General features: G+C 63.7%; 24 protein-coding genes and 2 tRNA genes. 15 read left to right on the forward strand and 11 right to left on the reverse strand.

Annotated features, from left to right (window positions below; translation table 11 throughout):
- Positions 1 to 7: 7 nt before the first annotated feature.
- Entirely contained in the window at positions 8 to 880 is an 873-nt protein-coding gene (locus VWZ85_RS16925) for a helix-turn-helix domain-containing protein (RefSeq protein WP_416589245.1), read from the reverse strand.
- A 109-nt stretch (positions 881 to 989) separates the two neighbouring features.
- On the opposite strand from VWZ85_RS16925, the gene VWZ85_RS16930 reads away from it, so the two are divergent.
- The 3 genes from VWZ85_RS16930 to VWZ85_RS16940 are packed head-to-tail and all read left to right on the forward strand — an operon-like array spanning position 990 to position 3,050.
- Positions 990 to 1,196 (forward strand): DUF2061 domain-containing protein, encoded by a 207-nt coding sequence (locus tag VWZ85_RS16930; RefSeq protein ID WP_340544921.1) that lies wholly within the window; start codon positions 990 to 992, stop codon positions 1,194 to 1,196.
- Positions 1,189 to 2,130, forward strand: a complete 942-nt coding sequence (locus VWZ85_RS16935; RefSeq protein ID WP_416589247.1) for a fatty acid desaturase — start codon at positions 1,189 to 1,191, stop codon at positions 2,128 to 2,130. Before VWZ85_RS16930 ends, VWZ85_RS16935 begins: the two co-directional genes overlap by 8 nt.
- A 17-nt stretch (positions 2,131 to 2,147) precedes the next feature.
- Positions 2,148 to 3,050 (forward strand): DMT family transporter, encoded by a 903-nt coding sequence (locus tag VWZ85_RS16940; RefSeq protein ID WP_340544924.1) that lies wholly within the window; start codon positions 2,148 to 2,150, stop codon positions 3,048 to 3,050.
- A 32-nt stretch (positions 3,051 to 3,082) separates the two neighbouring features.
- On the opposite strand, the gene VWZ85_RS16945 is transcribed toward VWZ85_RS16940, so the two are convergent.
- Together VWZ85_RS16945 and VWZ85_RS16950 are read right to left on the reverse strand one after the other, a co-directional pair.
- A complete protein-coding gene (locus tag VWZ85_RS16945; protein WP_416534784.1) occupies positions 3,083 to 3,850 on the reverse strand; it encodes an NUDIX hydrolase in 768 nt (255 codons plus the stop codon).
- A gap of 28 nt (positions 3,851 to 3,878) precedes the next feature.
- Positions 3,879 to 4,295, reverse strand: a complete 417-nt coding sequence (locus tag VWZ85_RS16950) for a DUF983 domain-containing protein (RefSeq protein WP_340544927.1) — start codon at positions 4,293 to 4,295, stop codon at positions 3,879 to 3,881.
- Between the two features lie 235 nt (positions 4,296 to 4,530).
- Between VWZ85_RS16950 and VWZ85_RS16955 the strand changes: the two genes are divergently transcribed.
- From VWZ85_RS16955 to VWZ85_RS16970, 4 genes are all read left to right on the forward strand, one after another.
- Positions 4,531 to 5,034, forward strand: a complete 504-nt coding sequence (locus VWZ85_RS16955; RefSeq protein WP_416589249.1) for an EF-hand domain-containing protein — start codon at positions 4,531 to 4,533, stop codon at positions 5,032 to 5,034.
- 64 nt (positions 5,035 to 5,098) lie between these two features.
- A complete protein-coding gene (locus tag VWZ85_RS16960; protein ID WP_416540483.1) occupies positions 5,099 to 5,722 on the forward strand; it encodes an RNA polymerase sigma factor in 624 nt (207 codons plus the stop codon).
- On the forward strand, positions 5,715 to 6,191 hold the full coding sequence (locus VWZ85_RS16965; protein WP_416589251.1) for a hypothetical protein: 477 nt from the start codon (positions 5,715 to 5,717) through the stop codon (positions 6,189 to 6,191). The genes VWZ85_RS16960 and VWZ85_RS16965 overlap by 8 nt, the downstream gene beginning before the upstream one ends.
- The gene (locus tag VWZ85_RS16970) at positions 6,188 to 6,667 is read left to right on the forward strand and encodes a periplasmic heavy metal sensor (protein ID WP_416589253.1); all 480 of its coding nucleotides are present in this window, start codon (positions 6,188 to 6,190) and stop codon (positions 6,665 to 6,667) included. The genes VWZ85_RS16965 and VWZ85_RS16970 overlap by 4 nt, the downstream gene beginning before the upstream one ends.
- Before the next feature lie 318 nt (positions 6,668 to 6,985).
- On the opposite strand, the gene VWZ85_RS16975 is transcribed toward VWZ85_RS16970, so the two are convergent.
- Positions 6,986 to 8,416 carry a diguanylate cyclase domain-containing protein gene (locus VWZ85_RS16975; protein ID WP_416589385.1) on the reverse strand — a complete coding sequence of 477 codons (1,431 nt, stop codon included), beginning with the start codon at positions 8,414 to 8,416 and terminating at the stop codon, positions 6,986 to 6,988.
- Between the two features lie 115 nt (positions 8,417 to 8,531).
- Here VWZ85_RS16975 and VWZ85_RS16980 point away from each other — a divergent pair, with 115 nt between their 5' ends.
- From VWZ85_RS16980 to VWZ85_RS17005, 6 genes are all read left to right on the forward strand, one after another.
- Positions 8,532 to 8,816: a DUF3572 domain-containing protein gene (locus tag VWZ85_RS16980; RefSeq protein WP_416543093.1), complete on the forward strand. Its 285-nt coding sequence runs from the start codon at positions 8,532 to 8,534 to the stop codon at positions 8,814 to 8,816.
- Positions 8,817 to 9,113: 297 nt separating this feature from the next.
- Positions 9,114 to 9,803 carry an HAD family hydrolase gene (locus VWZ85_RS16985; RefSeq protein WP_416539306.1) on the forward strand — a complete coding sequence of 230 codons (690 nt, stop codon included), beginning with the start codon at positions 9,114 to 9,116 and terminating at the stop codon, positions 9,801 to 9,803.
- A 202-nt stretch (positions 9,804 to 10,005) separates the two neighbouring features.
- Positions 10,006 to 11,565: a trimethylamine methyltransferase family protein gene (locus VWZ85_RS16990; RefSeq protein ID WP_416589254.1), complete on the forward strand. Its 1,560-nt coding sequence runs from the start codon at positions 10,006 to 10,008 to the stop codon at positions 11,563 to 11,565.
- A gap of 93 nt (positions 11,566 to 11,658) precedes the next feature.
- Positions 11,659 to 13,446, forward strand: coding sequence for a DUF4153 domain-containing protein (locus tag VWZ85_RS16995; RefSeq protein WP_416589256.1), 1,788 nt, complete (start codon positions 11,659 to 11,661; stop codon positions 13,444 to 13,446).
- A 94-nt stretch (positions 13,447 to 13,540) separates the two neighbouring features.
- Positions 13,541 to 14,128: a heme NO-binding domain-containing protein gene (locus VWZ85_RS17000; protein ID WP_340544946.1), complete on the forward strand. Its 588-nt coding sequence runs from the start codon at positions 13,541 to 13,543 to the stop codon at positions 14,126 to 14,128.
- Positions 14,128 to 15,138, forward strand: a complete 1,011-nt coding sequence (locus VWZ85_RS17005; RefSeq protein WP_416534817.1) for a diguanylate cyclase domain-containing protein — start codon at positions 14,128 to 14,130, stop codon at positions 15,136 to 15,138. Before VWZ85_RS17000 ends, VWZ85_RS17005 begins: the two co-directional genes overlap by 1 nt.
- A 292-nt stretch (positions 15,139 to 15,430) precedes the next feature.
- On the opposite strand, the gene VWZ85_RS17010 is transcribed toward VWZ85_RS17005, so the two are convergent.
- The 6 genes from VWZ85_RS17010 to VWZ85_RS17035 form a co-directional block, all read right to left on the reverse strand.
- Positions 15,431 to 15,505 (reverse strand) — tRNA-Glu (locus tag VWZ85_RS17010).
- Positions 15,506 to 15,776: 271 nt separating this feature from the next.
- Positions 15,777 to 15,851 (reverse strand) — tRNA-Glu (locus VWZ85_RS17015).
- Between the two features lie 134 nt (positions 15,852 to 15,985).
- On the reverse strand, positions 15,986 to 17,728 hold the full coding sequence (gene recJ / locus VWZ85_RS17020) for a single-stranded-DNA-specific exonuclease RecJ (RefSeq protein WP_416544083.1): 1,743 nt from the start codon (positions 17,726 to 17,728) through the stop codon (positions 15,986 to 15,988).
- 143 nt (positions 17,729 to 17,871) lie between these two features.
- Complete coding sequence (gene glpX / locus VWZ85_RS17025; protein WP_340544950.1) at positions 17,872 to 18,855, reverse strand: class II fructose-bisphosphatase; 984 nt, start codon at positions 18,853 to 18,855, stop codon at positions 17,872 to 17,874.
- A 133-nt stretch (positions 18,856 to 18,988) separates the two neighbouring features.
- A complete protein-coding gene (locus VWZ85_RS17030) occupies positions 18,989 to 20,275 on the reverse strand; it encodes a homoserine dehydrogenase (protein ID WP_340544952.1) in 1,287 nt (428 codons plus the stop codon).
- 213 nt (positions 20,276 to 20,488) lie between these two features.
- Entirely contained in the window at positions 20,489 to 20,818 is a 330-nt protein-coding gene (locus VWZ85_RS17035) for a hypothetical protein (RefSeq protein WP_416539309.1), read from the reverse strand.
- A 97-nt stretch (positions 20,819 to 20,915) separates the two neighbouring features.
- On the opposite strand from VWZ85_RS17035, the gene VWZ85_RS17040 reads away from it, so the two are divergent.
- Entirely contained in the window at positions 20,916 to 21,533 is a 618-nt protein-coding gene (locus tag VWZ85_RS17040; protein ID WP_340544955.1) for a TetR/AcrR family transcriptional regulator, read from the forward strand.
- Between the two features lie 62 nt (positions 21,534 to 21,595).
- On the opposite strand, the gene VWZ85_RS17045 is transcribed toward VWZ85_RS17040, so the two are convergent.
- Positions 21,596 to 22,507, reverse strand: a complete 912-nt coding sequence (locus VWZ85_RS17045; protein ID WP_340544957.1) for a pirin family protein — start codon at positions 22,505 to 22,507, stop codon at positions 21,596 to 21,598.
- 236 nt (positions 22,508 to 22,743) lie between these two features.
- Between VWZ85_RS17045 and VWZ85_RS17050 the strand changes: the two genes are divergently transcribed.
- On the forward strand, positions 22,744 to 23,259 hold the full coding sequence (locus VWZ85_RS17050; RefSeq protein ID WP_416589258.1) for a hypothetical protein: 516 nt from the start codon (positions 22,744 to 22,746) through the stop codon (positions 23,257 to 23,259).
- Positions 23,260 to 23,277 lie beyond the last annotated feature (18 nt).

Consider the following 23,277-nt stretch of genomic DNA (forward strand, 5'->3'; position numbering starts at 1 on the left):
CTCGGTGTTAGGTGGAACCGCTGCTGATCGCGGCGCTGAGCGCTCTGAGCCGTCCCGGCAGCTGCCGGGCGGTGATATCGGCCTCGCGCACCAGATTGTCGAAATGGCTGGTGAAGGTGGCAATCCGCTCCTTGTCGCGGAAGGCCAGATAATGCGAGCCGGCATAGAACACCCCTAGGAGCGGGCCGAAGATGGTGATCGGTGAGGAATAAAGCCGCTTGGCATCAAAGAGATAGATGCGCAGGCGGGGGTAGAGCTGCTCACAGAGGCGTTCAAAGTGGGTAAGCTGCTCCCGCCGGATCTCTGCCGACAGCCCCTCATAGTAGCCGACGCCCTGAGCAAAGCTCTCCAGCTCATAGATGGGCATGGCGATTTCATAATCGGAGGCTGATTGGCGCATCCATGTCAGACGATCCTCCGACGCGCCGATGGCCTGATCGGCGGTGCGGCCCAGATGCGGGGCATATTCCCATTCCAGCAGGGCGCGGGTTTTCAGCATGTCGGGCAGGGCGGCGGGTACATGGCGGATCTTGTAGCCCTGTGCCTCCTGGTGCCATTCAAAGATACGTTCATCCACCAGAGCGCGGGGGGCCTCGGTCATCGTCAGGCTGGCGGCCACCAGATCGGCGGCGTTCTCCGGGCGGTCCGAAAGGCTGAGGAGCCAGTCGGCAGAGACGCCGAGGGCCGCGGCGCAGGCGCCGACCACATGGGCGTTCGGCAGCCGCGCGCCGGCGTCGGTCAGCAGTTGCGAGATGGTGGAGCGGTCGACGCCGATGGCGCGGGCCAGCGCGCTCTGGCTGAGGCCGCTGTCGCTGAGCGCGCGGTTGAGACGCAGGCGGAACTGTTCGGCGCGTAGCCGTTTGTCCAGAATTTCAATCATGTGGTGATTATTATCACTGTTGCTGAATTTTGTTAATCATATTCCGAATTCTGCATCGTGTCGCGCCGGGGTAGGCCTGAGGGGAGCCGAAAAAAACAGGAGGATGCGGATGGAAACGCGGGCGCGATCCGTGGCGAAGGCGGTGATCTGGAACCTGCTTGGCCTGATAATGATGGCGGGCGTTGGCTGGCTGGTGACCGGATCTGCCGGGCTGGGCGGCAGGCTTGCGATCCTGAACAGCTGCGTCGGGTTCCTGTGCTATGTGATCTATGAACGGGTCTGGGCAGGCGTGGGCTGGGGGCGGCGGCATGTCTGATCCGCATACCGCCCGCAGCGCTGGCCTAGACCGTTTCGTGCTTAATCCGGGGCGGGTCGAATGGGGCACGCTGGGGCTGATGCTCGGCTGTTACGCGGTCTGGGGCGCGGCGCTGATCTGGCTGCCACCTCTATCTGTCTGGCTGGCGGTGCCGGTTCTGGCCTGTCTGATCACGTTGCATTCCTCGCTTTGTCATGAGGCGCTGCATGGGCATCCGTTCCGCCTGAGGGCGCTGAACGAGGCGCTGATGGCGCTGCCACTGAACCTTGCCATTCCTTATGGCCGGTTTCGCGACACCCATCTGGCGCATCACCGGGATGAGCGGCTGACCGATCCTTATGATGATCCCGAAAGCAATTACCTGGATCCGGCGCGCTGGCGGCGGCTGGGGCTGCCGGCGCGGCTGCTGCTGCGGGTGAACAACACGCTTCTGGGGCGGGTGCTGCTGGGGCCGCTGCTGGGGCAGATCCGTTTTATGGTGGCGGACTGGCGGCTGATCCGGGGCGGGAGCATGGCAGTGCTGCGCGACTGGCTGCTGCATATCTTGGGGGCTGGGCTGACGTTGTGGCTGGTGGGACAGAGCGCGCTGCCGCTATGGGCCTATCTGCTGGCGGCCTATCTGGGGCTTGCGATCCTGAAGATCCGCACCTTTCTGGAGCATCGCGCCCATGTCAGCCCGGCGGCGCGCACGGTGATCATCGAGCGGGGCGGTGTTCTGGGGTTTCTGTTTCTGAACAACAACCTGCATGTGGTGCACCATAGCCATCCGGGGGTGCCCTGGTACGCGTTGCCGAAGCTGTACCGAAGTCGGCGCGCGGAGTTTCTAAGGCGCAACGAAGGCTATGCCTATCCGTCTTATGGCGCGGTCCTGCGCCGATATGCGCTGCGCGCAAAGGATCCGGTGGCACATCCGATCTGGTCAGAGCGCCGATAGCGCCCCATAAGGGCGGTATGACATTGTGGATCCCCATCGCTATCGCCGCGGCCAGTTTCCAGACGGTTCGCTTCATGCTGCAAAAAGTGCTGAGCAGCGTCACGCTGTCGTCGGCCGGCGCGACCTTTGCCCGGTTTGTCTATTCGGCGCCGGTGATCTGGGCCGGATTGCTGGCCTATCTGGCGATATCGGGGCAGGGGATGCCCGCGCTGACCGGGCGGTTCTGGGTGTTTGCCACCATTGGCGGGACGGCGCAGATCCTTGCGACCGTCTGCGTGGTGGCGCTGTTTCGCCAGCGCAATTTTGCCGTGGGCATCACCTTCAAGAAAACCGAGGTGATTCAGACCGCGCTGGTGGGGCTGGTGGTGCTGGGCGATCAGATCACGCCGCTGGGCTGGCTGGCCATTGTCATCGGCCTCTGCGCGGTGCTGGTGCTGTCGAAGACGCCTGAAAGCAAGGGGCCGTGGTGGCGGCATCTGTCCAGTCCGGCGTCGCTGCTGGGGCTGGGATCGGGGGTGCTGTTTGCCTTTTCCGCGGTGAGCTACCGCGCCGCCTCGCTTGAGCTTGACGCGCTGGCGCCTGCGTTTCGTGCCGGGGTCACGCTGGCCATTGTGGTGAGCCTGCAGACGCTGTTCATGCTGGTCTGGCTGAAGTGGCGGGAGCCGGGCGAAATCGCGCGGGTCTGGGCGGCGCGGCGGGTGGCGATCTGGGTGGGCCTGACCAGCATGGCGGGATCCTTCTGCTGGTTCTGGGCCTTCACCCTGCAGAACGCGGCCTATGTAAAGGCGCTGGGACAGATCGAATTGCTGTTGTCCCTGCTGGCATCGGTGCTGTTCTTCAGGGAACAGATCACGCGCCGGGAAATCCTGGGCATGGGCTTGCTGATCCTGTCCATTCTGGCACTGCTGCTGGCGATCTGAGCGATCGTGCGGGCAAGGCAACTGGCCGGGGGTCAGCCGTCCTGCGGCATCGGATAGCCGTTCAGCCGCAGAAAATGGCTCGATTCATCATCATTGCGAAAGAACGGCACGCTTGCGGGCGGGCCTTCCTGGCGGATGCGGCGGGTGACCTCGGCGAGCACCACCTCGGTGATGAAGGGCAGATCATAGGTGCGCACCTGGCTGAGCGGGATCCATTGCAGGTGCGACAGCTCATCCGAGGCGCGGGAGAAATCGTCGATATCGCTGCTGACATGCGCCGCATCCACCAGAAAGAACCGCGCATCAAAGCGGCGCGGGCGACCGGGGGGCGTGATGGCGCGAAAGACAAATTGCAGCGCCTCGGCGGCAGGCAGATGACCGGTCGCGGCAAAATCGACCCAGTCGGGGGTGGGGGCTGTCGGCCAGCTGCCGGGCTGCCCGAGGATGAGGCCGGTTTCCTCCCACAGCTCGCGGATGGCTGCGGCGGCAAGAGCGTGATGCAGATCCTCCTGCGCCTGCTCCGTCAGCCGTTCGCGACAGAGGGGCGGCAGGGCGCTGGCGAGCGGGACATCGGCGTCGCCCGGATCGACGGCGCCGCCGGGAAAGACCACCTTGTTGGGCATGAAGGCGGCCTTTGCCCCGCGCTGCCCCATCAGCACCTGAGGGTCGTCGCCCATCCGGTCGCGCACGGCGATAATTGTCGCGGCGTTGCGGATCGGTGTTGTGTCCCGGCGGGCAGTGGCGGCATCGGCGTAGCCGGTGTCCATGGTTGCCTGGGCCGGGCTGGGCGATTTGCTCATGTCTGGGTCTTCCTGTCGATTTTCGGGATCAGCTGTCCTTGCCGAAGCCGTGCATCCGGCGTGCCCATTGATAGGCGATCACGATGCCTTTCATCCGTGGCAGGAGGAACAGCGAGGACAGCAAACAGCCCAGCGAGAACACCGTGAAGGTGACCATCGGCTCGGGCCGCCAGGTGAAATAGACCACATGCAGCAGCGGGGCCATGATGTGGCCGACCAGCAGAATGGTCAGATAGGCCGGGCCGTCATCGGCGCGCGCATGGGTGAGATCAAGCCCGCAGTTGGAGCAGCTGTCGTTCACCTTCAGATAGGAGTGCAGCAGCTTGCCTTCGCCGCAGTTGGGGCATTTGCACCGCCAGCCGCGCAGAACCGCGGGCATGGTGGGGCGGTCTTCCTGATCGTTCGATTGAATATCGGCCGAAAGGGCCACAGATGACTCGGTCATGACAAATCCTATCTTTTGTCCGCTTATCTGAGCGTTTCTCCCATAAGTTAAAAGAGGCAGTGCGCCACAGTGCGTCGGCATGCCGCAAGACTGCGCTGCCAAGTGCTTCAGTGCAATGGACGGTTGAAACTTTCTGCGACGGTTTTGAAGTTTTTGCGACGGAACCCGGATGGGGCTGCGTTTTGTTTCTGTGATCGGCAGCATGGGGCTGCCTGCTGCAAGAGGACGCGCAGATATGAAGCATACCAATTTTATTGCCGCTGTTGTTGCTGTCGGAGCTCTGATCGGGGCCACCGGTGCGATCGCCAAACCGGGGTTTGCGGGCAAGGGCGGGCATGGTCCAAGGATGAGCTTTGAGGAGATGGACACCAATGGTGATGGTCAGGTCACCAAGAGCGAGATGGAAGGTCTGCGCGAGGCGCGCTTTGCTGCGGCGGATGCGGATGGCGATGGCAAGCTGACGCTGGCTGAGATGGAAAAGGCTGCCGAGGCCCGTGCCAAGACCCGTGCCGCAGCGATGCTGGAGCGGATGGACGCCAACAAGGATGGCGCGCTGAGCCTGGATGAGTTGCCGAAACCGCGCCGGATCGGAAAGATGTTTGACCGCGCCGATGCCAATGACGATGGTGCAATCAGCAAGGATGAATTCGAAGCTGCCCGGGCAAAGTTCCGTGACCGCCATGGCGCTGGTCACCGACCGCGCGCCGGGGCGCAGGACAGCGGGACGGAACAGAACTGATCCGATACGAGAGGTGCATAATTCTGCCGATACCCTGCAGCGGGCCCGTGATGAGGGCCCGCTGATGTCACCGCCTGACGTCAAAGCGGCGGCTGATGCGGGCGCTGTGGATGGTCCTGTGTTGGATGATCCCGATGGCGCCTTGCTGATCCGATTTGCGGCGGGCGACCGCGATGCGGCGGGTTTGCTGACCTCGCGGTTGGCGCCTCGGGCCTTAGGGGTCGCGATGCGGGTTCTGGGCAACCGGGCCGAGGCCGAGGATATCGCCCAGGAGGCAATGGTGCGTCTGTGGCGACAGGCGGAACATTGGGAACCCGGACGGGCGCGGCTGTCGACCTGGCTCTACCGTGTGGTGATGAACCTCTGTATCGATCACAAGCGCCGCCTGCGCGGGGGGCATGTGGATCTGGATGCGATACCCGATCCGCCCGATCCGTCGAAATCCGCCGCAGAGAAGATGCAGGATGGCGCGCGGCAGGATGCTTTGCAGGCGGCTTTGATGCAGCTGCCGGAGCGTCAGCGGCAGGCGGTGGTGCTGCGCCACATTGAGGATCTGCCGAACCCGGAAATTGCCGGGATCATGGACATCAGCGTCGAGGCGGTCGAAAGTCTGACCGCGCGGGGCAAGCGGGCGCTGGCGGCTCTTCTTGCCGGGCGGCGGGCTGAACTGGGGTATAGTGATGGTTGATAAAACTGGAAAAACTGCGCCCGCGGATATGGGCGATGATGCGCTGCATGAGCTGGATCCGGCGGCGCTGGAAGCTGCGGAGCTGGTGCTGGACGATCTGTTTGCCGAGGCGCGAACCGCCGCACCGATGGCGCTGCCCCCGGCATTGGAGCGCGCGATCCTGAGCGATGCACAGGCGACGCAGGCGGCGATCCTGCAGCGCAGCGTGCCTGTGGAGGTTCTGGCGGCTGAGCCCGCTGATATGCGCGACCGGATTTTTGCCGGGCTGCGGGATCTGTTGGCCGGGCTGGGCGGATGGCCTGCCCTAGGAGGCCTTAGCGTGGCGGGCGCGGCGGGGCTGTGGATCGGGCTGGCGCCGCCGTCGTTCCTGCCCGACCCGGTGAGCCTTGCCGGGCTGGAGATGAGTGAGGATGCGTTGCCGGATGACAGTTACGACCTGGCGATGGTGCTGAGCGAGGAGATGGAATGACCAACGAACCCCCCAGACCTGAGCGGCGTTGCTGGATGCGCTGGCTTCTGATTGCCTCTCTGGCGCTGAACCTGGTGATTGTCGGCATTGTGGGCGGGGCCGCCTGGCGGTTTGCGGGCGGCAGGGCCGCTGCCGGGATGCCACCGCCGGTGGGCGCGATATTGTTCCGGGATCTGGAGGTCGAGACCCGCCGTAGCCTGCGCAAAGCGGCAGAAGGCGAGCACGGCAGCTATCAGGGACGGCGTCAGGCCGAGGGGCGCAAGGTGGTGGATCTGCTGCGGGCCGACCCCTTTGATGCCGAGGCGCTGAGCGGAATGCTGGATGAACACGCCGAGCGGCGGCATGGGTTCCAGCGCTCGGTGCAGGCGGCCTGGCTGGATCAGGTGGTGGCGATGAGCCCGCTCGAACGGGCGGCCTATGCCGACAATCTGGAACAGCGGATCAAACATCCGCGTCGGCGCCGGTGGCCGCATTGAGCCATTGCTGCGCAGGCTAACAGGCATGAGGTGCGTATGACCGGGATATAGCACCTCGTCGAATTGCAGCCATACCAAACGGGGCAGTGAGAGGATCGCTGCCCCGTTTCATGTTTCTGGACCCTTTGGCTGCTCGGCCGGTCCTGCCTGCGTCTGTGCCAGTGGCCTGCCGGGTTGTCCCGGTCTGTGGCCGCTGGCGCCCATAACACTGTCCCGTGTCTGGTGGTCGTGGTCTGTGTCCTGCGCCGCGCCATGGTCCGCGCGGATATCTCTGAGCCGTTTGCCCCGCAAGAAGTCCCGGAGCCGTGGTGGACTGCGTCAGGCGGCAAGCTCCGCGAGCGAGACCTGATTGCGTCCGGCATGTTTGGCCGCGTAAAGCGCCCGGTCGGCATTGGTGATCAGGGCGCTGACGGCGCTGTCCTGATCCTGAGGCGACAGCGCGGTGCGGCTGTGCTGATCTGCCGGGGTCGATCGCCCGCCGATCACCGCACCGATGCTGATGGTCACATAGATCGGTGTCTCGACACCGGCGATGTGAAACGGCTTGCTGTTGATCCGGTTACAGAGATCGCTGGCGGCGGCCTCGGCCATGGCCTCGCCGATCGCGGGCATCACGATCATGAATTCCTCGCCGCCGATGCGGGCGAGCAGGTCTACCGGGCGCAGCGCGGTCTGCAGGCGCTTGGCCGCTTCGATCAGCACGGCGTCACCGACCGGGTGGCCGTAGAGATCATTGATCTGCTTGAAGTGGTCCAGATCGGCCAGCATGACGGCAAATGTCTCGCCGGTCTTGGCCGATGTCTGCGCGACGCGCTCCAGAAATGGCTTGGCATAGCGGCGGTTGAAGAGGCCGGTCATCGGGTCTTCGACGGCGGCGCGCAGCCCGTTGCGCAGATTGTCGCGCAGCTGGTCGATCCGCGCCTTGTTGCGCAGCTGGCTATCCAGTCGCAGCGCCAGTTCGGCGACATCGAACCCGGACTGGAGCACATCATGAGCGCCCCGGTCCAGAGCTTCTGCGGCGATGGCGGGATCGGCGGGGTGGACGACAGCGATGACGACGGATTTCCGGGTGGCGGCGCGGGCGCGCAGGTCGGCCAGCAGGCGCAGGCCCTGCGCCAGCGTATTGCGGCCGAGTTCGATCACGATGGCATCCGGCACCGGTTCGCGCATCAGCGGATGCACGGCGCTGAACTGGTGGTTGCACAGGTGGTAGGGAACCCGCGGCGCGAGCTGCGCCTGCCAGTAGACGGCAGTGGCGGTCTGTTCGGTGACCAGCGCGACATGGGCACCGCTCAGACCGGCGCTGATATGCGGGCTGGACAGGGGAAGGGCATAGCCATGCGAGCCGCCCTGTTGCAGATGCAGCTCTTCGTGGGTGCTGCTGGCGCGCAGCAGGCTGCGGATGCGGGCCTGAAGCATGGTGTCGTCGAGCGGCTGGCACAGCACGTCGTCGATGCCGGCGCTGAGAGCGGCCAGACGGCGGTCGGCGTCGTTGTCGCGATCAATGGCGATCATCGGGATTTCGGCAAGCTGGTCATCTGCGGCCAGCGCCTGTTTCACATCCATCGCCTCGCCATCGGGCAGCGACATCGCGCTGAGGATCAGGTCGGGGCGGCAGCGTCTGGCGGTCTTGGCAATATCGGCGACCGTTTCGGCCTGAACCACCCGGTAATAGGCGGCGGACAGCTGGACCTTTAGCATGATCCGGTTGGTCGCAACCCCGTCGATGATGAGGATAGTGCCCTGCACGTGGTGCCCTTTCGCCCCTTGCATTGGAATTGACTCAAGTTTTAATGAGACTGGTTAACAAACCCTTTCGTATTTTCATCAATTTGACAGCGAAGTGTCAGGAATGTGTGCCCATATGCTATTTTCCGCCGATGCAGCCGAGACTTTGGGCTTAAAAGCGCTTGCCTGGCTGGCGGGCAATGATGAGTTGCTGCCGGTCTTTCTGGGCGCAACCGGAGCGAGCGAGGCGGATCTGCGCGATCAGGCCGCAAATCCCGAGTTTCTGGGGTCCGTCCTTGATTTTCTGACCATGGATGATGCCTGGGTCATACAGTTCTGCGACAGTGTCGGGCTGGCCTATGATCAACCGATGCAGGCGCGGATGGCGTTGCCCGGCGGTTCGCAGGTGCATTGGACCTGAGCCACGCGGCAGGGACGCCCAGTCACGACTCCCAGCCGGGGCGGCAGGTCTGCAACGGCTGTGATGGCGGGAATGTGACGCTGACGTGCGCGGCCGGTGGGCGCGGTGTTAACGGGTTTGATTAACCTCTCTGAACCAGGCGATCTGGGCGGTGCTGCCGCGCTCTGGCGTGGGGCGTGGCAATCGCCTATGACTCGGGCGACGTCTCCGGCGGCCTGCGGGCAACCGTTCCGCGTCTGACCCGTTGCGCTGATGTCAGGGCGCGGGATGAAACAGAGCTTTGATCTAGGAGAGCCCATGCCCGTTGATGCCCTGTTGTTCGACAAGGACGGAACCCTGTTCGACTTTGCCGAGACCTGGAACCGCTGGACCCGGCGGATGCTGGAGCTGCTGTCGGACGGCGATGCCGAGCGGTTGCAGGCGATGGCGGCGGCGATAGATTTTGACCTGGAGACGGGAAAGATCCTGCCCAGCAGTCTGGTGATCGCCTCGACCAATCGACAGGTTGCCGAGGCTCTGGCGCCATATGTGTCGACGATGGATCTGGATGCGCTGGAGCGTTACATGGCTGAAAGCGCCGGGGCGGCAGAGCTTGCAGAGGCGGTGCCATTGGCGGCCTTCCTTGATGATCTGCTGGCGCGGGGCAAGGTGCTTGGGGTGATGACCAATGATGCGGAACTCTCGGCCAAATCGCAGCTGAGCCGCGTCGGTGTGCTGGATCGCTTTGCCTTTGTGGCGGGGTTCGACAGCGGCCATGGCGCAAAGCCGGATGCCGATCCGCTGCTGGCCTTCTGCGCCGCCACCGGGATCGCACCTGAGCGGACGGCGATGGTGGGCGACAGCCTGCACGATCTGGAGGCCGGTGCGGCGGCGGGGATGCGACGGATCGCGGTTCTGACCGGCCTTGCCGGGGCGGCGGAGCTGGAAGCGCATGCCGATGTGGTCCTGCCGGATATTGGCCATATCCCGGCCTGGCTGGATCGCTGACCGGCGGTCAGGGTTTGACGGACTGGACACATATGCCCAGAAATATGTGTTCTGAGACGGTTTGGCGCTGAAAAGCGACAAAACCTGTCGGGAACAGGCATTCCTGCCCGGTGTGAACAGGGCCTGCTGAGAGACATGAGCCGACGGTCGGGCGCATCTCAATGTGTCTGCTGCGGCTGGATGACAGCAGGGGAGGGCCGCCATGACATCCGAGACCACATCCAGACGGCGCGGTGGTGGGCGCGCGGGGGCAGCTGCCCGGCGCGGCGATGCGGTGATCGAACAGATGCCCTGGTCGATTCCGCGCAACATCGACCGCCCGGTGGAACCGCTGGGGCCTGAGGGGGTTGCGGCGATCCATGATGGCGCGATGCGGATCCTGGAAGAGATCGGCATCGTGTTCCTCAACGATGAGGCGCTTGCGATCTTCAGGGAAGCGGGTTGCAAGGTGGTCGGCGACCGCGTGCATCTGGATCGTGAGTTCGTGCTGGAGATGATCGCCAAGGCACCGTCTGAGTTCACCATCACCCCGCGCAACCCGAACCATAGCCTGCCGGTGGGCGGCAATCACCTGCTGTTCGGCAATGTCTCCTCACCACCGAACTACTGGGACATGTCGCTCAATGCGAAGGTGGCTGGCACCCGCGAGCAGTGCCAGAACCTGCTGAAGCTGACCCAGTATTTCAACTGCATTCATTTTGCCGGTGGCTACCCGGTGGAACCCGTGGATATCCATGCCTCGGTGCGGCATCTGGACGTGGTTTATGACAAGCTGACGCTGACCGACAAGGCGATGCACGCCTATTCGCTGGGCAAGGAGCGGGTCGAGGATGTGATGGAGATGGTGCGCATCGCCGCAGGGCTTACTCATGAGGAGTTCGAGGCCCGTCCGCATATGTATACCAACATCAACTCCACCTCGCCGCTGAAACATGATCAGCCGATGATCGACGGCTGTCTGCGGCTGGCGCGCCGTGGTCAGGCGATTGTCGTGACGCCCTTTACCCTGGCGGGGGCGATGGCGCCGGTGACCATGGCCGGTGCTGTTGCGCAATCCATCGCGGAGGCGCTGTCGGCCATTGCCCTGTTTCAATATGTGCGCCCGGGGACGCCCTGCGTGATCGGCACCTTTACCTCCAATGTGGATATGAAGTCCGGCGCCCCGGCCTTTGGCACACCGGAATATATGCGCTCGACCCAGATGACCGGGCAGATGGCGCGCTACTATGGGCTGCCGATGCGATCCTCCGGTGTCTGCGCGGCGAATGTGCCTGATGGGCAGGCGATGTGGGAGACCTCCAATTCGCTCTGGGCGGCGGTGCAGTCCGGCACCAATATGGTCTATCACGCGGCGGGCTGGCTGGAAGGCGGGCTGATCGCCAGCCCCGAGAAATTCATCATGGATTGCGAAATTCTCCAGCAGATACAGCGCTATATGCAGCCTGAGATCATTGGGACCGGCCCTGAGGATATCGCGTTGGACGCCATTCGCGAGGTCGGGAACGACGGCCATTTCTTTGGCATCCAGCACACTCAGGACCGCTACAGCACCGCGTTTTACCAGCCCTATCTGAGCGACTGGCGCAATTACGAGGCCTGGGAGGCGGCAGGCGCCATCTGGACCCCGCAGCGCGCCCATAACCTGTTCAAGGAGATCATCGCCCGGTTTGAGGCTCCACCGCTGGATCCCGCTCTGCGCGAGGAGCTGGCGGAGTTTGTCGCACGGCGAAAATCCGAGGGAGGTGCCCCCACGGACTTCTAATCCCGGTTGAGGGGAAGTTTCGCCTGTTCGGACCTCTGCCATTAATTGATGCGATTGTATAAATCAGGGCGGTCTAACGAGAGAATCGCAACCATGACTGATCCGGATACCGCGACCTTGCTACGGGCCCGCTTGCCGATGGTGGCGTTGGGGGCTGGCAGCGGGTTTGCCTTCTGGCTGCTGGCGCGGTCCTGGGATCAGACGGTCCTGCCGGAGGCCGGGTTCCTGGCGGTATTTGCCTTTCTCTCCAGCTTTTGCGGTGCGGCGCTTGCGATGATTGGCCCGGTATCGCTGGCGCGGGCGCTGCGGGGGGCGCTGTGGATCGCGCTGCCGATCACGGGTCTGATGCTGCTGGCGGGAACGCGGTACGAGGTCGCAACAGGTCTCTTTGACAACCAAGTTCTGGTCCTGGTGGCCGTGGTGCTGGTGGCGATCGCCTGCCCCTTTGTTCTGTTGCGGATGTCGCAGCCGGGGCGCTGGATGCGTTTTGCTGATCTGTCGTCGGCCAGCTGGGGGATGCTGTTCCGCCTGTCCTGTGGTGCCGGGTTTGTTCTGGTGTTCTGGATCCTGGGATTTCTGTCCCACGCGCTTCTTGATCTGGTGAACATCACCCTGCTGGAAGATATCGCCGAGATCGACTGGCTGGCGCTGATGCTGAGCGGCGCTGTCTTTGGGCTGGGGCTGGCGGTGGTGCAGGATCTGGGTGGCAGCGGTGCGCCTCAGCTGCTGTTCCGGCTGCTCAGCCTGCTGTTGATCCCGGTTGCGCTGGTGGTCGGCCTGTTCCTGGCCGCTATCCCTGTGCAGGGGTTGTCCAGCGCCTTTGGCCAGCTGTCGTCGGCGGGAACCCTGATGGCGATGGCTCTTGTGATGATGATGCTGGTCTGCGTGGCGCTGACTTGGCAACAGCACCCGAGCGGGGTCAACGGGGCTGCCGCGCGCCTGCTGGCGGGTGCGCTGATGCTGGTGACCGGGCTTGCCGTCTGGGCGGTGCTGATGCGCGTGCGGCAATATGGCTGGACCCCGGATCGGGTCTATGCGCTGTGGTTCGCGGCGGTCTTGCTGCTGCATGGGCTGGCCTATGCAGGCTGTGCCGTCTTTGGCGGGTCAGGGTGGTCCGGTCGGCTGCGCCGGGCGGCTGTTGGCCTTGCGCTGGTGACCGCGGCCGCCTTGGCCCTGATCCTGACACCGGTTGTGGATGCCGGGCGTATTGCCGCCAAGAGCCAGGTGGCGCGGGTGCTGGCGGGCGAGGCCGAAGCGGCGGAATTGCCCCTGTGGCAGATGGCGCATCGGTGGGGGACGGCCGGGCGCGACGGGCTGGAGCAGCTGGCGGCCTATGCCGAGGCCTCGGGCAACACGGATCTGACGATGCGGCTGCAAGAGGCGCGCAGTGCCGCGACCTATTGGGAACTGGCGGCGGATGTGCAGGATGTCACCGATGATCTGCGCCGGGACCTGCTGGAGGTGATGCCGGTGCAGCCAGCCGGAGCGGCGCCGACCCCTGAGGATTTCAGGGGGCTGAGACGTTATCAGCTGGTCCGCTGGATCCGGGGCTGCAAACAGCTGTTGCCGGATGGCGCCGCCGGATGTGTGCTGGTTCGCGGGCCACTCGGGGTGAGTGCTGATGCGGCCGACGATCAGGCGCTGCTGTTGTTCAGAGAGGGCCGCAACGGTGCCCAGCTTGAGAGTCTGGCCCTGCGGTTTGGCCCGGATGGGGCCGAGATGCTGGGCAGCGTTCTGCTTGGAGAGGCGGCCCGGACAGAGCAGACCATAGCGCAGGTCGAGGCCCTGCTGGCGGCGGCGCAGGCGGGTCGTTTCGAAATCTCGCCCGCGCGGCAAAATACGTTGAAATTGGGCGATTTGGAGGTTCTGATAACCCCCTGATCGACGGTTGAGGGAAAACCGTAGCAATTTTAATTGTTGGCCCTTTATTAACCAGGCTGGGCCAAAAGTAGAGACATGTAGCAAGGGGCCAGTGATGCACGGTCTGATCAACAGGGCATTCCAGGCGTTTGTCAGCACCACCTTCGGAACGGAGAGCTGGCAGGCGATTATGGATTCGGCAGAGCTCGGCTTCAGCGAGTTCGAAGCCATGCTCACCTACACGGATGAACAATCCCAGACCATGCTGCACACCGCCGAAGAGCTACTGAGGCGTCCGCTGCCTGAAATGCTTGAGGATATGGGCACGTTTCTGGTGTCGAACCCGCAGCTGGAGTCGCTGCGCAGATTGCTGCGGTTTGGCGGGGTTAACTATGTGGAATTCCTGCATTCTCTGGACGATCTGCCGGATCGTGCGCGGCTTGCGGTATCGGATCTGAACCTGCCCGGACTGGAACTGATCGAACAGGCGCCGGGGCAATTCGAACTGCATTGCCAGCCGGGTCTGCCGGGCTATGCCCATGTTTTGATGGGCGTGCTTCGGGCGATGGCGGATGACTACGGCGATCTGGTCTTCCTTGACCACTCCGGCACGCAGGACAATGCCGAGGTGATATCGATCACATTGGTCGAAACCGAATTTGCCGAAGGCCGGGCCTTCGATCTTGGGGCCCATTCGCTATGATGCTGAGCATGCAGGAAATCTCCTCCATCGCCAATGAAATCTGCCCGATGCATGTGGTCATTAACCATGACGGTCGGATTACCGGGGTCGGACCGACGCTGCGAAAGCTGCGCCCGGATACGGAATGGCTGGGCAGCAGGTTCTTTCGGATCTTTGATCTGGCGCGGCCGCGCCGGGTGCGCTCGACCGAGGATCTGATGAAGACGGCGGGGGCCAAACTGCACCTGAATTTCCGCGATGCGCCGCAGACCGGCCTGAAGGGGGTTCTGGCACCGTTTCCAGAGGGGAAGGGTGGGTTCATCAACCTGTCTTTTGGTATTTCCGTGCTTGAGGCCGTGCGTGATTATGACCTGACCAGCGCCGATTTCTCCCCCACCGATCTGACCATCGAGATGCTCTATCTGGTTGAGGCCAAATCGGCCGCGATGGAGGCGTCACGCCAGCTGAATCTGCGCCTGCAGGGGGCAAAAATCGCCGCCGAGGAACAGGCCTTCACTGATACGCTGACCGGGGTCAAGAACCGCCGCGCGATGGACCATATCCTCAACCGGCTGATTGCCTCGGGCCGGGATTTCTCGTTGATGCATGTGGATCTGGATTTCTTCAAAGAGGTCAACGACACGCTTGGTCACGCCGCCGGCGATACCGTGCTACAGCGGGTGGCAAAGCTTATGGTGCAATGTACCCGCCAGAACGACACCGTTGCCCGGGTCGGCGGGGATGAGTTTGTTCTGATCTTCGAGGGGCTTATTGACCGGATCCAATTATCGGGCATCGCGCGCCGTCTGATCGCCAGCATAGAAGAGCCGATCCCTTTTGGCGACAAGACCTGCAAGATCTCGGCAAGCGCAGGCACCGCGCTTTCTACGATGTTTTCTGCCGGGCTGGATGCCGCGACACTGCTCAATCAGGCCGATGTGGCGCTCTATGCGGCGAAAAACGCCGGGCGCGCGCGCCATTTCTTTTACCAACCGGGTATGGAAGACAAAGACACCGTCAAGCCGATTTAAGCGGCTGTTCCGCGGCGGCGCGACCTGCGCGCGGCCTTCAGGCGTCTGATGCTCCCTGCGGCCTGATTTCGCGACCCGCGAGTTGGACCTGTCTCATCGGCAGACGTCGCAGGAGGCGCATCGGAGGCAGTTTTTCAGATGGATTTGCCAGATCACCCGTTGCGCAGGGGCTCAGCATCTGCGGGGAAAACGGGTGATATATTCGAGACCCGGATACCCTTTGAACCCACCAATAGGACCAGTTGGGTCTCAAGCGCGTAGGCATCTCTAAGCAAAATCTGGGGAGATACAGTGGCAGCCCGTAGGGGAATCGAACCCCTCTTTCCAGGTTGAAAACCTGGCGTCCTAACCGATAGACGAACGGGCCACTTGGTCTGTGAGGGGGTGTTTACTGAGTACGCTGCCCCGGTGCAAGAGGGATTTTCACAAGAAGACCAGTTTTTTCCAAATCGCAAAAATCTCTGCAAGCTTCTGAAAAACCTCAGAATATAATCAGAGCTTTTCGGATTTATTCGAACGGGCCGTTTGCCGGTGTTGCAAGGGAACATGACGGCGGGAGACCCGCAGGCAGGCCACGCAGACGCGCAAAAGGCAACAGGGGCGTCACTATCAGCAGGGATATGCAAGGGGAGGAAAAGTGGCAGCCCGTAGGGGAATCGAACCCCTCTTTCCAGGTTGAAAACCTGGCGTCCTAACCGATAGACGAACGGGCCACTTGGTGTGAGCGGGTATTTAGTGGCTCAGGCCGGAAGCCGCAAGCCAAAAAACACCGGCATCGCGATTTATTTTGTCCCCGCCAAAAGCTGGAGATTGTTGTGCTCTCCCTGGCTCTGCTGGCGGCGCGCGGTCAGGCCTCTGCCGCATCCTCCAGTCGCAGCTGCACCGACTGTCGGCCGCCCCAGGTGTTGATTTCAAGGCGCCCGGCAAAATGGAACCGCGCGCCGCCGTGGTCCAGCAGGCGCTGTCCCAATGGAGTGTCAAAGGCACCAAAGCAGATGGCGTCAATCCCGCTGCTCAGCCCGTCGCTGAGCGAGAGTTTCAGATGGCTTTCACCAACCCGTTTGGCAAAGCGTACCTGCAGATCGGGGAACCCGTAGCGCGGGGCCGGTGCGCCCGCGCCGAAGGGGCCCGCCTGTTCAATCTGTTCGATCAGCGATACCGTGGCGGCACCCGGCATCAGCATTCCGTCGAGCTTCAGGGCGCTTGGCCCCAGATCACCGGCGCCTTGCTTCGCCAACAGCTCGCTCAGCCGTGCCATGGCGGGCTCCAGCTGGTCGCGCGCGACAGTCAGACCAGCGGCCATCTTGTGACCGCCGCCCTTGATCAGCAGCCCTTCGGCGGCGACCCGCTGGATCGCGGCGCCAAGGTCGATGCCGCTGACAGAGCGGCCCGACCCCTTGCCCTCGTCGCCGTCAAGGCCGATGACAATGGCGGGGCGACCTGCGGCTTCCTTCAGGCGCGAGGCGACAATGCCGACAACGCCCGGATGCCAGCCCTCGCCTGCGGCCCAGACCAGCGGTGCATCCAGTCCGCGCGCCTCCGCCTGTTCCAGCGCCGCGGCGCGAACGGCGTTTTCAATATCACGACGCTCGGTGTTCAGCTCATCCAGCCGGGCCGCGATTGCTTCGGCCTCGGCAGGATTCGTGGTCGCCAGCAGGCGCGCGCCCAGATCGGCCTTGCCGATGCGGCCACCTGCATTGACCCGAGGCCCAAGCAGGAAGCCGAGGTGATAGGTCGAAGGGGCCGAATCCATCCGCGAGACATCGGCCAGCGCCACCAGGCCGGGGCGCTGGCGGGCGGCCATCACCTTCAACCCCTGACGGACCAGCGCCCGGTTGGCCTCGATCAGCGGCGCCACGTCCGCAACGGTGGCCAGCGCCACCAGATCCAGCAGCGCCATCAGGTCCGGCCCGGTGCCAAGTCCCTTGTCGCGCATCTGGCGGCGCAGCTCGACCAGCATCAGGAACACCACACCCGCGGCGCAGAAATAGCCCAGATCGCCGTCCTCATCCTGACGGTTGGGGTTCACCACCGCCACGCAGTCGGGAAGGGTTTCGCCGCCCAGATGGTGGTCCAGAACCACCACATCGGCGCCTTTGGCGGCGGCAATCGGGCCATGAGACAGCGTGCCGCAATCGACGCAGACGATCAGATCGTGATCTCGCGCCAGGGCGGCCATCGCCTCGTCATTGGGGCCATAGCCTTCGTCGATGCGGTCCGGGACATAGAGCGTGGCGCTCAGGCCGACCTGGTTCAGCCAGACCAGAAGCAGTGCGGCAGAAGACCCGCCATCCACATCATAATCGGCAAAGACCGCAATCCGCTCGCGCCGCTCCACCGCCTGCAGAAACCGGGCGGCGGCCTTTTCCATATCTTTCATCCGGCGCGGGTCCGGCAGCAGCTCCTTCAGCTGCGGGGTCAGAAAGCCGCTGGCCTCATGCGCCGGGACGCCGCGTCGGGCCAGCACCTGACAGACGGCCGGGGGCAGGGTGGTCTGCTGTTCCATCATCTCGGCGGCGCGGGCGGTGTCCACGTCTGGACCGATCCAGCGACGACCGGTGAGCGAGGTCTCAACTCCCAGAAAGCTCATATCTGCGCCCCTTTCCTGCGTGCCCGCCCCTAGTCCGATACCGGGGCTGACCATGGCAAAGGCCGGATCTGCGCGGACCCGGCCTTTCACCTTTCTTCAAATACTCAAATCCCGACCGGTGCTGCAAGCCGCACGGTCAGAGCTTACTGATGCGCGCTCAGCGGAGTGCGATAGCTCATCCGGCGGACCGAGCCTGTCTTGGATCGCATCAGCAAGGTGGTGGTCTCAACCCAGCCCGGCTGGCGCTTGATCGACGGCAGCAGCGAACCGCCGGTGACGCCGGTCGCGGCAAAGATCACATCGCTGGTCACCATTTCATCACGGCTGTAGACCCGGTCCAGATCGGTGATGCCAGCCTTGGCGGCGCGGGCTTTCTCATCGTCGTTGCGGAACAGAAGACGGCCAAAGATCTGCCCGCCCATACATTTCAGCGCAGCGGCGGCCAGTACGCCCTCAGGCGCGCCACCCTGGCCCATATACATGTCGATGCCGGTGATCTCGCTTTCGGCGCAATGCATGACGCCCGCAACGTCGCCATCGGTGATCAGGCGGATCGAGGCCCCGGTTTCGCGGACCTCGGCGATCATGGCCTCATGACGCGGCCGTTCCAGAATGCAGACGGTGATATCGCCGGGCGCGCAGTTCTTGGCCTTGGCGAGGGCTTCGACCCGTTCACGCGGGCTCATGTCGAGGGAGACGACATTCTCGGGCAGGCCCGGGCCGACAGCCAGCTTGTCCATATAGGTGTCAGGTGCGTGTAGCATGGAGCCGCGCGGTCCCATGGCAATGACGGTCAGCGCATTGGGCATGTCCTTGGCGGTCAGCGTGGTGCCTTCCAGCGGGTCCAGAGCGATATCGACGCCGGGGCCGTTGCCGGTGCCGACTTCCTCGCCGATATAAAGCATCGGCGCCTCGTCACGCTCGCCTTCGCCGATGACCACGACACCTGCGATGTCCAGCAGGTTCAGCTGCTCGCGCATGGCGTTGACGGCGGCCTGATCGGCGGCTTTCTCATCGCCGCGGCCGATCAGCGGTGCCGAGGCCAGAGCGGCCTGTTCGGCCACACGGGCCAGGCCGAGCGACAGCAGGCGGTCGTTGAATGCGGCGTCGTTGGTGTCAGAAGTCATAGCCAATGTCCTATCTCAATCCCGGGTCGGTGCCGTCGCATACCCTGCATCTGGCAGCGCGGGCAAGGGCAGTTGGCGGTAACGGCGCGCTGCAATCGGCGCCGCTACCGGTGTTTTTCTGCGTTTGGGCCTGTCAGACCTCTTCAATCCGCAGGGCAACGGGTTCGCTTGCCACCACATCGGTCTTGGCGAGGTCTTCCAGCGCGGTCTGCAGGGTGCTGGAGGTGCATTTGTGGGTGACGATCAGCACAGGAGCGGTCGGTTCGGTATGGCCGTATTGGCGCATCCGGTCGATCGAGATGCCGGCATTGCCGAGGGCCGCCGCCACCTTGGCCAGCGCGCCGGGTTTGTCCAGCAGCGCCAGGCGCAGGTAATGCGGTGCGGCCAGGCTGGTGCGGGCGGCGGGGGCATCCTCCAGCGAGGTGGCAGGCTGACCAAAGGTGGCCAGACGAGTGCCACGGGCCAGATCGCAGATATCGCCCAGGACCGCGCTGGCGGTTGGGCCCTCGCCGGCGCCGGGGCCGCGCAGAACGATCTGTTCAACTGCGTCACCTTCGATCACGACCATATTGGTGCCGCCTTCCAGCTGGCCAAGCGGTGAATCCGCCGGCACCAGACAGGGGGTCATGCGCTGTTCCAACCCACGCCCGGTGCGCTGTGCAACGCCGAGAAGCTTGATGCGGTAGCCCATGTCGGCGGCGTGGCGGATATCATCCAGGCTGATGCGCTGGATGCCTTCCAGCTGCACGTCGTCGAAGGCGGGCTTGGTGCCAAAGGCGATGGCCGAAAGGATCGCAAGCTTGTGCCCGGCATCAATGCCGCCCACATCAAGGTTCGGATCGGCCTCAAGGTAGCCCAGGCGGCCGCATTCCTCGAACAGGGCATTGTAGCCCTGACCGGTGGCTTCCATCTGGGTCAGGATGTAGTTGCAGGTGCCGTTCATCACGCCCATGACGCGGGTGATCTGATTACCGGCCAGACCTTCGGTCAGGGATTTGATCACCGGAATGCCGCCGGCCACAGCGGCCTCGAAACGGATCACACGGCCTGCGGCCTCGGCCTGTTCGGCCAAAGCCTGACCGTGGATCGCCAGGAGCGCCTTATTGGCGGTGACCACATCCTTGCCCGCCGCCAGCGCGGCCTCGGTGGCGGCCTTTGCGGCGCCTTCATGGCCGCCCATCAGCTCGACAAAGACATCCACATCGTCGCGGGTTGCCAGCGCCACGGGATCGGTTTCCCAGGCGTAGTCGCCGAGCGGGACGCCGCGATCCTTGCTTGCGTCGCGCGCCGAAACCGCGGTGATCTCGATGCGGCGTCCGGTGCGGGCCTCCAGCATGGCCGCCTGCCGACGGACGATCTTGACCACGCCGGTGCCAACCGTGCCCAAACCTGCGATACCAAGGCGAAGCGGCTCTGTCATAGCTGGGGATCCTTTAATTCCGAAAGACGTCTCCCCGCCTTAGCGGGTTCGGCGCAGCGGTGCAACGGCAGCGGCGGCTCCGGGCGGACAATTCCGAAGAGCGGGTTTTGGCGGCAGCAATGCAGCCGCATGAGACGGATCAGCAGGGGCTGGGACCAGCGCGCAGGATCCACGCGCAGGGGGATCTCGACCGGCGCCCAAGGCAGGTGTCGCTTAGGGCTGGGCTGCGCGCAGCGCATCGGCGCGGGCCTGAAGGCGGGCAGCGCGCGCCTCCAGCGTCTGCTCGAGCGCTTTGCTCTCCTCGGCGGGGGGCGTCTCGGGGTTCAGGGCCTGCTCCAGCGGAACAAGGGCCGGATAATCGGCACCGCGCAGGTCTGGGGTCAGCCGGTCTTCCAGCTCCGGCACCCGCGCGCAGCCGCAGAGCAGCACGGCCGCGGTCAGCAAGGTCAGGCGCATGGTGGTCCCGTGGCTGATCCATGCCGCCCGCTCGTTATCAGTTGCGGGCATCTGCGGCCGGTTCTCGGGCTCTGCGGTCAACTGCATCAAAACCATCCTTGTTCGCTGTTCCCTTGATGCACATATTGGTGAAAAGGCACAAGCGGGGCTTTTATCTGAACACCTGTTCAGATATTGTTGAGGCATGGCACGTACCCAAGGTTCACATTCCGATATCACAGGCCCACGCATCCGTGCCGCCGCCCTGCAGCTGTTTGCCCAGCATGGGTATGCGGCTGTTTCAATGCGCCAGATCGCATCAGAAGTCGGGGTGCAGGCGGGGGCGCTCTATAACTATACACCAGACAAGCAGAGCCTGCTGTTCAGCCTGATGGAGGGTCACATGACCGAGCTGTTGCAGGCCTGGCAGGATCAGCGCAGCCCCGATCAGGCGGTTACAACCGGCAGTGCCGAGGACCATGTGGTGGCGCGGCTTGAGGCCTTTACCCGGTTTCACATTCGCTTTCACCTGGAACGGCCCGATGCGGTTTTCATCGCCTATATGGAGCTGAGAAACCTGTCAGAGGACAATTTCGCTGCCATCGAATCCCTGCGCCGCGAATATGAAAATACGCTGGAGACCATCCTGAAGGATGGCGTGCGGCTGGGGGTGTTTCACATCCCCGATACCAAGATCGCGACGCTGGCGGTGATTGCGATGCTGAACGGTGTGATGACCTGGTATCGCAGCGGTGGACGTCTGTCGCTGGATGAGGTCGAGGCGATTTACTGGGATATGGTGCAGAAATCCGTGCGCGCCTGACAGCCCGACAGCGGGCGCGGCGCTGTTGACGCCGCACCCGCCGGGGCGGTGATGTTTGAGGTCTAATGCGCCGGACGGATAAAGCTGCCGTTGCGCAGATCCCTGAAGGCCTGCCGCAGCTCTTCCTGGGTGTTCATCACGATCGGGCCGTGCCAGGCCACGGGTTCCTCGATCGGCGCGCCTGAGATCAGCAGGAAGCGTAGGCCATCGGGGCCTGCCTGCACAGTAATTTCCTCGCCGCTGCCAAAACGCACCAATGTGCGATCCCCTGACATGTCGCGGATATGCAGCTCTTCGCCTGCGACCTCTTTTTCCAGCAGGACCCCCTGTGGCGGGGCGGCATCGACAAAAGCGCCCTGACCGGCAAAGACATAGGCAAAGGCCCGTCGATAGGTGTCGATGGAGAAGGTCTTTTTCACGCCGGGCGGCACCGAGACATCCAGATACTGCGGGTCGGCGGCAATTCCGTCCACCGGGCCGCGCTTGCCCCAGAATTCGCCCACGATGACCTTTACGCGGGTGCCGTCATCGTCGATGACCTCGGGAATGTCCTTGGCGGTGATGTCCTGATAGCGCGGCGCCGTCATCTTCTGGCTGGCGGGAAGATTGCCCCAGAGCTGGAAGCCGTGCATCTGACCCTTTGCGTTGCCCTTTGGCATTTCCTGATGCAGGATGCCTGACCCTGCGGTCATCCACTGCACGTCACCTGCGCCCAGGACACCGTTGTTGCCGAGTGAGTCGCCGTGCTGAACGGTGCCGTCCAGAACATAGGTGATGGTCTCGATCCCGCGGTGCGGATGCCAGGGAAACCCCGCTTCGAAATCCGCAGGGTGGTCATTGCGGAAGTCGTCAAACAGCAGGAACGGGTCCAGTTCACTGGGGTCGTGGAAGCCGAAAGCGCGATGCAGTTTGACGCCTGCGCCCTCCAGCGCCGGAGTGGCGGGGCGGGTCTCTAGGATAGGGCGGATCGACATGGCGGGTCTCCGGTTGCTGATTGCTCCGTCATAGATAGGCCTGTGCGAGTGTGTCGAAAAGCCCTTCCGGTTAACGGCTGATGTGCGGGAGCGCACAGCCGCAGTCGGTACTGCCCCTGGTGCAGCGGTGCCGCGACAACAGGGGGGCTATGCGGTCAGACGCAATCAGGGTACATCCGCCCGGACCGACCCCATGATGCAGGCGGGGCGCGACGAACAGGCTGAGGGAGCAGGTGATGGGCGAGATGACTGGATCGGGCGAGATGAGCGATGAGATTTTGGCAACCATCAATGCCTCGGCGCCGCGACGGCTGCTGGCAACAGTGATGCTGGTCGTGGTGGGGGCGCTGGTGATCTATGTTGCACTGGCCACGCCGCCTGCCGCGCATTGGCTGGTGTTCCTGCTGGCCATCGGCGGTTTCTGCCTGTGGCTGGCGATGCGTCTGTGGCAGGCGACAGCGTTGCGGATCGAGCTGACAGAACAGGTGCTGCGCAGCTCTGACGGGGCAGTGATCGCCGAGGTCGCAGATGTCGTCGCGGTGGATCGCGGCGTATTTGCGTTCAAGCCGTCAAACGGGTTTCTGATCCGCACCGCCTCAAAGGGCGACCGCAGCTGGCGGCCCGGGCTTTGGTGGCGGTTGGGACATCGCATTGGCATTGGGGGTGTGACGCCGGGGGCGCAGAGCAAATCCATGGCCGAGATCCTCGCCATCATGATTGCACGGCGTGAGGCGGGGCAACCACAGGTCTGAGACCGAATTTGTTCGACG

The sequence above is a fragment of the Phaeobacter sp. JH20_29 genome, from assembly GCF_048056175.1.
GTDB classification, from domain to species: domain Bacteria; phylum Pseudomonadota; class Alphaproteobacteria; order Rhodobacterales; family Rhodobacteraceae; genus Phaeobacter; species Phaeobacter bryozoorum.